The following is a 6,735-nucleotide window of genomic DNA, read 5'->3' as shown; positions in this document are numbered from 1 at the left end:
GGTCAACCGCCGGTGTGGGACCTCTCCATGGCCTCACGGAACCGTGTGTAGCCGGCGAGCTCGGTGCCGTCCTCGATGCTCTTGCGGTTCCGGCTGGCCCAGCCGCCCCACAGTCCGGCGCCGATCGCAGCCACAAGTGGAATCAGCAACCAGGCGAGCGCCGCCATGCCGACCTCCCAACCCCATTCACATGACCGCAATTGACTGATCAGCAGATTATCCGTCCGCTCCGTCAACGCTCACGCTGGGGGGCGGGTTACGCAACCGGAACGCGAATGGCCCCATCTCGGTCACGCCACCCGGGTGTTCTCGGGCCCCGACCCGGGTCCTTCGAGGCTCTCGGGAGGGGCTCAGCAGGCCCCGACCCACTCCTCCGTGCCGTCGGAGAACTTCTGGTGCTTCCAGATGGGCACCTCGTGCTTCAGGTCGTCGATGAGCTTGCGGCACGCCTCGAACGCCTCACCGCGGTGCGGGCACGACACGGCGACGACCACCGCGAGATCCCCGACCTTCAGACTTCCCACCCGGTGCACGGCCGCGAGCGCCCGCACCGGATAGTCGGCGACCACCTTCTCCGCGATCCGCCGCATCTCCGCCTCGGCGGTCGGATGGCACGAGTAGCCCAGCTCGTCGACATCGGCTCCGCCGTCGTGGTTCCGCACCGTCCCCACGAACAGCGCGGTACCGCCGGCCGCGTCGTCCCCGACGGCCCGGAAGACCTCGTCCACGGAGAGCGTGGTCTCCCGGACACCGATCAGTTTGATGGGCTCCTCGGCCCTCTGCTCACCGGGGTGATCGTTCATCACTGCCATCCCTCCATCGTGCCCCACCGGCTCCCGGCCCGACATGGTCGGATCAGCGGGCACACGCGCGCGTGTGTGCTTGTCACGTCCTACAGGGCGCGCACCTTCGCGTCGGGTCGCACCTCGTCACACCGTCCCGACACCGTCCCGCGGGGCGCCCTCTCACAACCGGCGTCGAGCCTTCCGGGCCCGCCGTACCAGCGCCGCCGTACCCAGCAGCGCGACCGTCGCGCCCGCGGCACCCGCCGCCGTCGCGTCCTTCCGCCCGAGCCGGCGTCCGGCCACGGTGTGCCGCCCGGACACCTCCTCCAGCAGTTCGGCGAGCACTTCCTCGTTCGTCCACTGCGGCCGCCACCCGGCCTCGTGGAGCCGGCTCCCGCTGACGACCCAGGGGTACATCGTGTAGGCCAGGTCCCCGGCCGGCGACGGGGTGAGCCCGATCCGGTGCAGCCGGGCCGCGGCCCCCAGGGCCACCGCGGAGGGCAGCTCCATGCGCCGGATCCCGCTGAGCTCCTCGACCTCCTCCTGCTCCAGCCAGCCCTCGCACCCGACGGCCAGCTCCCCGTCGACCTTCTCCAGGACGGCGTACTCCAGCGCCCCGCACAGGTCCTCGACATGGCAGAACTGCCAGGCGGGCCGCGATCCGGCCACCACCAGCAGCCGAGGCGATTCGAAGTACCTGGTCAGCGCGGTGTCCGTACCTCCGACGAGGACGGCGGGCCGGACGACGGTGACATTGAGGCCCGGGTGGGCGCGCGGCGCCCGGCGTGCGAGGCGCTCGATCTCCAGCAGGTCGCCGACCCCGGTGGCCTCCGCGGTCGCCCGCAGCTCGGCGTCCTCGGAGAGCGGCAGCTCGTTGTCGGGCAGCGCCCCGTAGACCATGGCCGACGTACACAGCACGACCCGGTGCACGCCGGCCGCGGCGGCCGCCGTGAGGACGGTCTGCGTGCCCCGCACGTTGTACGCGCTGCGTGCCGCCGGGTCGGTGCCCAGGTCGAGGTCGACCGCGAGGTGCACCACCACGTCCGCGCCGCGCAGCTTGTCGGCGATCGCCGGGTCCCGCACGTCCAGGATGTGCCACTGGGCGGCCGCGCACTCCCCCCGCCGCTCGTCGATCGCGATGACCTGCCGGACCTCGTCGGACTCGGCGAGCCGCTCGGTGAGCAGCGCGCCCACCCCGGACGCGGCGCCGGTGACCGCGACGACGGGTCCGCGCGGGGCGGAGCTGGTTGAGTGGTTTCGCGCTGCGCGAACCTGCGGATCTGGGGAACTCACCGGGCGTCTCCAGCGGTTGTCTTCAGTACGAACGCGGGTGACGCGTACGTACCAGGTGGCATCCATCCTGCCGCAGGCCATCGGTCGGCGGAGCACCGAGGCCCGAACCCGCCACGGTGTCTAGGCTGGGTGGTGTTCGGGCAGCCGTGCCGTCGGTGGAGCCGACGGCCCTATCAGCCGAGGAATCCCGTGAGTGACACCCCATTCGGATTCGGCCTTCCGCCGGAGGAGCCGGACGACGGCGACGAGGGCAAGAAGAAGGACCAGCAGAGCGGTGGTGGTCAGGGCCCGGCCAACCCGTTCGGTTTCGGGTCCCCCGGGGCCGGGGGCCCCGGGGCCGACAATCCGTTCGCCGCGATGTTCGGTTCCATGAACCCCACCGACCTGGGCGCCGCCTTCCAGCAGCTGGGCCAGATGCTCTCGTACGAGGGCGGCCCGGTGAACTGGGACATGGCCAAGCAGATCGCCCGCCAGACGGTCGCCCAGGGCACCGCCGACGGCACCAAGGACTCCAGCGTCGGCCCCGCCGAGCGCACCGCCGTCCAGGAGGCCGTCCGCCTGGCCGACCTGTGGCTCGACGACGCGACGTCCCTGCCGTCCGGTGCCGGATCCGCCGTGGCGTGGAGCCGCGCGGAGTGGGTGGAGGCGACCCTGCCCGCCTGGAAGGAGCTCGTCGACCCGGTGGCCGAGCGTGTCGGCGGCGCCATGGGCGACATCCTGCCGGAGGAGATGCAGGCCATGGCGGGCCCGCTGATCGGCATGATGAAGTCGATGGGCGGCGCCATGTTCGGCCAGCAGATCGGCCAGGCCGTGGGCGTGCTGGCGGGCGAGGTCGTCGGCTCGACGGACGTCGGGCTGCCCCTCGGCCCGGCCGGCAAGGCCGCGCTGCTCCCGGTCAACGTGGAGGCGTTCGGCAAGGACCTGGGCATCGGCCAGGACGAGGTGCGGCTCTACCTGGCGCTGCGCGAGGCCGCCCACCAGCGGCTCTTCGCCCATGTGCCGTGGCTGCGCTCGCACCTGTTCGGCGCCGTCGAGGGCTACGCGCGCGGGATCAAGGTCGACACGGCCAAGCTGGAGGACGTGGTCGGCCAGTTCGACCCGCAGAACCCCGAGGAGCTGCAGCAGGCGCTCCAGCAGGGCATGTTCCAGCCGGAGGACACCCCGGAGCAGAAGGCCGCCCTGGCCCGTCTGGAGACGGCGCTGGCGCTGGTGGAGGGCTGGGTCGACGCGGTGGTGCACGCGGCCGCGAAGCCGCGCCTGTCCTCCGCCGACGCGCTGCGTGAGACCCTGCGCCGCCGCCGCGCCACGGGTGGCCCGGCCGAGCAGACGTTCGCCACGCTGATCGGGCTGGAGCTGCGTCCCCGCCGGCTGCGCGACGCGTCCCGGCTGTGGGCCTCCCTCACCGACGCGCGCGGCGTCGACGGCCGGGACGCCCTGTGGGCCCACCCGGACATGCTGCCCAACGCCTCCGATCTGGACGACCCGGACGGCTTCGTCCACCGCGAGCAGATGGACTTCTCGGAGCTGGACAAGATGCTCGGCGAGGCGGCGTCCGGTTCCGGTTCCACCGAGAAGCCGGACCTGAAGAAGTCCGATGAGCAGAAGTCCGATGAGAAGCCCGACCTGAAGAAGAAGGACGACGACACCGAGTGAGCCTGCACGACGACGCGGTCCTCGTACTGAAGGGCTACGAGGAGCAGCCGGAGCTGCGCCAGGCCTACCTCGACCATCTGGCCGAGCACCCGGACGGCATCTGGAAGGCCTGCGGCGCCGGGCACATCACGGCGAGCGGGCTGGTGATCGACCCGGAGGGCGGGCGGGTCCTGCTGACGCTCCACAGGAAGCTGCGCATGTGGCTCCAGATGGGGGGCCACTGCGAGCCCGAGGACACCACCCTCGCGGCCGCTGCCCTGCGGGAGGCGACGGAGGAGTCCGGTGTCACCGGGCTGACCCTGCTCCCGGGTGGGCCGGTGCGCCTGGACCGCCACCCGATCCCGGCGCCCTGCCACTGGCACTACGACGTCCAGTACGCGGTGCTGGCCCCGCCGGATGCCGAGCACCTGGTCAGCGACGAGTCCCTCGACGTGCGCTGGTTCCCGTACGCCGAGGTGGCGGATGTGGCGGACGAGTCGGTCGTACGACTGCTGGAGGCGACACGGGCGCGGCTGTGACCGGGCGCGGGTCCCTCACCGGGAGAAGAACTCCGTAAGGGGCGTCCGCCATGGCGGACGCCCCTTACGGATGACGCATGCCTGTACTGTCCCCGCCGGGATCAGGCGCGGCTGCCGCCGAGGTTGTTCCCGCTCAGACCGCCGGCGCCCATGCCGAACTGACCGAGCACCCCGGACGTACGGACGTGCTGCGGCGGCAGCAGCTCGCTCGGCTGCACCAGGACGTGTCCGCTGCCGGAGAAGTGCATCTCCCAGCCCTCACCGGTGGAGCCCCGGCGGCGCCACACGGCGGACGTCGAGGTCGGCGCCTGCAGCTGGGTGCGCAGCGAGGTGGACCAGGCGATGACGGCATCCGAGTCGACGCAGATGTTCTTCTCGGGCGTCACTTCGAGCGCCAGCGGCTCGCCGGAGGTCATCAGGACGACCTTGCCGCCGCCGGACAACTCCAGGTTGTACGCCCCCGCCGAGGCGACCTCGACGGCGCTGTCCACGGCGACGATGCCGACGTTCAGGGAACCGTCGAACGCCAGGACGGAGGAGGAGTCCACGGTGATGCCGCGGCCGACGTCCATGATGTGCAGGTACTGCGCGAAGTTGGCGAGATACACGATCCCGTTGCCCTTGCAGCGCATCAGTTCCAGGCGCTCACCGGTCATCCGCTCGGCGTTGCGCCAGCTGCGGTTGCGGTACTGGCTGTCGAACTCGACCTGCCCCTCGAAGGCGACCATGGCGCCCTGGCGAGCCAGGACGGGGCTGCTGCCGATGGTGACGTCCGTCTTCAGCAGCTGCGGGTTCTGCAGCGTGTAGCGCTCGGTGTGCTCCACCGGGATGTGCGCGAAGAGTGTGCTGTGCATGGTGTGCTGTTCTCCTCTCGGCCCCGGTCAGCCACGGACCTTGAAACGGTCACCGGTGTCCTCGCTGGGCTGGACGACCACGAAGCCCTGCCCCTTGAACCCGATCTGGAAGGCCTCCCCGCTGCCCCGGCCGATGAGCGCTCCGGCCTTGATGGTGCGGCGGGCCTTCATGTCGAGGCCGTCGGTCCAGGCGATCAGCGCGTCCGGGTCGACGTACGTCTCCCGTTCGGCGCAGTCGAGGGAGATCGGCACGCCCCGGCTGACCAGGGCGACCCACCCGGTGCCCCGGACGACCAGGTTGGTCAGGCCGGAGCCGGAGAGCTTGGCGAGGCCCTTGACCGGTTCGATGGTCAGCTGGAGGGAGGCGTCGCAGGCCAGCAGGGTGGGGCCGTTGACGGACAGCGCCTCGTTGTTCAGGTGGACGATGAGGACGTCACCGCCGTAGTCGGCGAGGTAGAGGTCGCCGTCGCCGCGGCAGAGCATCAGCTTGCCGCCCTCTCCGGTGACCATCTCCTCGGCGCTGCGGCGCAGCGAGGCGGGCGCGGCGTCGAACTGCACGAACCCGTCGTAGGCGATCATCGAGCCGGCCTTGGCCAGGAGGTCCTGGCCGGTGACCATGGTGACCTTGAGCGTCTTGGAGCTGTGCACGCTCATCCGGACGCCGGTCGCCGCGGAGCGGTGTGCGTGGAGTGTCTGGAGGTCCATGCTCTGCCTCACACCTCGAAGGGCTGGACGACGACGAAGTTGCCGGGGGCACCGCGGAACTGGAGGTTGATCGCCTCCTGGGTCTGCCGGGCGTACCCGGAGCGGCGCAGCCTCAGCGAGGTCGTGGTGACGGCCTGCGCACCGGCGGACCAGGCGATGACGGCGTTGCCGTCGACGTAGGTGGCCGGGCCGACGGGCAGGACGACGGGGACGCCGCGTGTCTTGACGACGACCGCTCCGGTCCCGGAGAAGAGCATGCTGAACAGGCCGCCCCCGGGCAGACCCGCGCCCTCGATACGGCGGATCTCGGTGTCCAGCGCCTCGTCGAAGGCGAGGACACCGCGCGCGCTGGTGTAGAGCTGCTCGTTCTGGAGGCGGATGACGAAGAGCCTGCTGCCCTCGTCGGCGAGGAACACCTCACCGTCGCCGGAACACCGCATGAGGGCCATGCCCTGCCCGGTGAGCTGGCCCGTCAACTTGCCGAGCAGGCCGGAACCCTTGTGGGCGAAGTCGATGTCGCCCTGGTAGGCGACCATGCTGCCCTGCTTGGCAAGGATGTTGGCGCCCTTGGTGAGGGTGGCCCGCACCATCTGCGGGTTCTGCTCGGTCCAGCGGTCGCCGACGGGTGCCTCGGAGTACTTCGTCAGCACGACGCGGAGTCCGGCGTCCGGGGGCACGGGCGCGAGCTGCGTCCCGCCGCCGAACGGCTGTCCCTGCCCCTGTCCCGGGAAGGCCGCGGGGGCGCCCGGAGGCGTGAAGGGGCCGCCCTGCGGCGCCGCGCCGGGCGGAGGTGTGAAGGGCCCGCCCTGCGGCGGGGCGCCCGGAGGGGTGAAGGGTCCGCCCTGGGGCGGTGCGCCGGGCGGTGTGAAGGGCCCGGCCGGCGGTGCGGCCGGGGGCGGGACGGTGCCACCGGGGGGCGTGTGCAGC

The 6,735-nt window shown here is 71.7% G+C and carries 8 protein-coding genes; 2 read left to right on the top strand and 6 right to left on the bottom strand.

Translation table 11 applies throughout. The features are described from left to right. Positions 1–2: 2 nt before the first annotated feature. The 3 genes from AOK23_RS51470 to AOK23_RS22980 form a co-directional block, all read right to left on the bottom strand. Positions 3–134: a hypothetical protein gene (locus tag AOK23_RS51470; protein ID WP_276205754.1), complete on the bottom strand. Its 132-nt coding sequence runs from the start codon at positions 132–134 to the stop codon at positions 3–5. A 216-nt stretch (positions 135–350) separates the two neighbouring features. Next, positions 351–812, bottom strand: a complete 462-nt coding sequence (locus AOK23_RS22985; protein WP_055714567.1) for a molybdenum cofactor biosynthesis protein MoaE — start codon at positions 810–812, stop codon at positions 351–353. 153 nt (positions 813–965) lie between these two features. Continuing rightward, positions 966–2,078: an SDR family oxidoreductase gene (locus AOK23_RS22980; RefSeq protein ID WP_055714566.1), complete on the bottom strand. Its 1,113-nt coding sequence runs from the start codon at positions 2,076–2,078 to the stop codon at positions 966–968. 189 nt (positions 2,079–2,267) lie between these two features. On the opposite strand from AOK23_RS22980, the gene AOK23_RS22975 reads away from it, so the two are divergent. Together AOK23_RS22975 and AOK23_RS22970 are read left to right on the top strand one after the other, a co-directional pair. After that, a complete protein-coding gene (locus tag AOK23_RS22975) occupies positions 2,268–3,731 on the top strand; it encodes a zinc-dependent metalloprotease (RefSeq protein WP_055714565.1) in 1,464 nt (487 codons plus the stop codon). Continuing rightward, the gene (locus AOK23_RS22970) at positions 3,728–4,249 is read left to right on the top strand and encodes an NUDIX hydrolase (RefSeq protein WP_055714564.1); all 522 of its coding nucleotides are present in this window, start codon (positions 3,728–3,730) and stop codon (positions 4,247–4,249) included. Before AOK23_RS22975 ends, AOK23_RS22970 begins: the two co-directional genes overlap by 4 nt. Positions 4,250–4,350: 101 nt before the next feature. On the opposite strand, the gene AOK23_RS22965 is transcribed toward AOK23_RS22970, so the two are convergent. From AOK23_RS22965 to AOK23_RS22955, 3 genes are all read right to left on the bottom strand, one after another. Continuing rightward, entirely contained in the window at positions 4,351–5,103 is a 753-nt protein-coding gene (locus AOK23_RS22965) for an AIM24 family protein (protein ID WP_055539783.1), read from the bottom strand. A gap of 27 nt (positions 5,104–5,130) precedes the next feature. Continuing rightward, the gene (locus tag AOK23_RS22960; RefSeq protein ID WP_055515621.1) at positions 5,131–5,808 is read right to left on the bottom strand and encodes an AIM24 family protein; all 678 of its coding nucleotides are present in this window, start codon (positions 5,806–5,808) and stop codon (positions 5,131–5,133) included. A gap of 8 nt (positions 5,809–5,816) precedes the next feature. Then, on the bottom strand, positions 5,817–6,735 hold a 919-nt coding region (locus tag AOK23_RS22955; RefSeq protein WP_169800322.1), incomplete at its 5' end, for an AIM24 family protein.

Source organism: Streptomyces torulosus (assembly GCF_001419765.1).
GTDB lineage: Bacteria > Actinomycetota > Actinomycetes > Streptomycetales > Streptomycetaceae > Streptomyces > Streptomyces torulosus.
Note: the sequence above shows the minus strand (reverse complement) of the source record. Positions and strands in the feature narration are given on the sequence as shown.

Coding starts and splice junctions, on each gene's coding strand:
- AOK23_RS22985 (WP_055714567.1), bottom strand. CDS start 812: ATGGCAGTGATGAACGATCACCCCGGTGAGCAGAGGGCCGAGGAGCCC.
- AOK23_RS22965 (WP_055539783.1), bottom strand. CDS start 5,103: ATGCACAGCACACTCTTCGCGCACATCCCGGTGGAGCACACCGAGCGC.
- AOK23_RS22960 (WP_055515621.1), bottom strand. CDS start 5,808: ATGGACCTCCAGACACTCCACGCACACCGCTCCGCGGCGACCGGCGTC.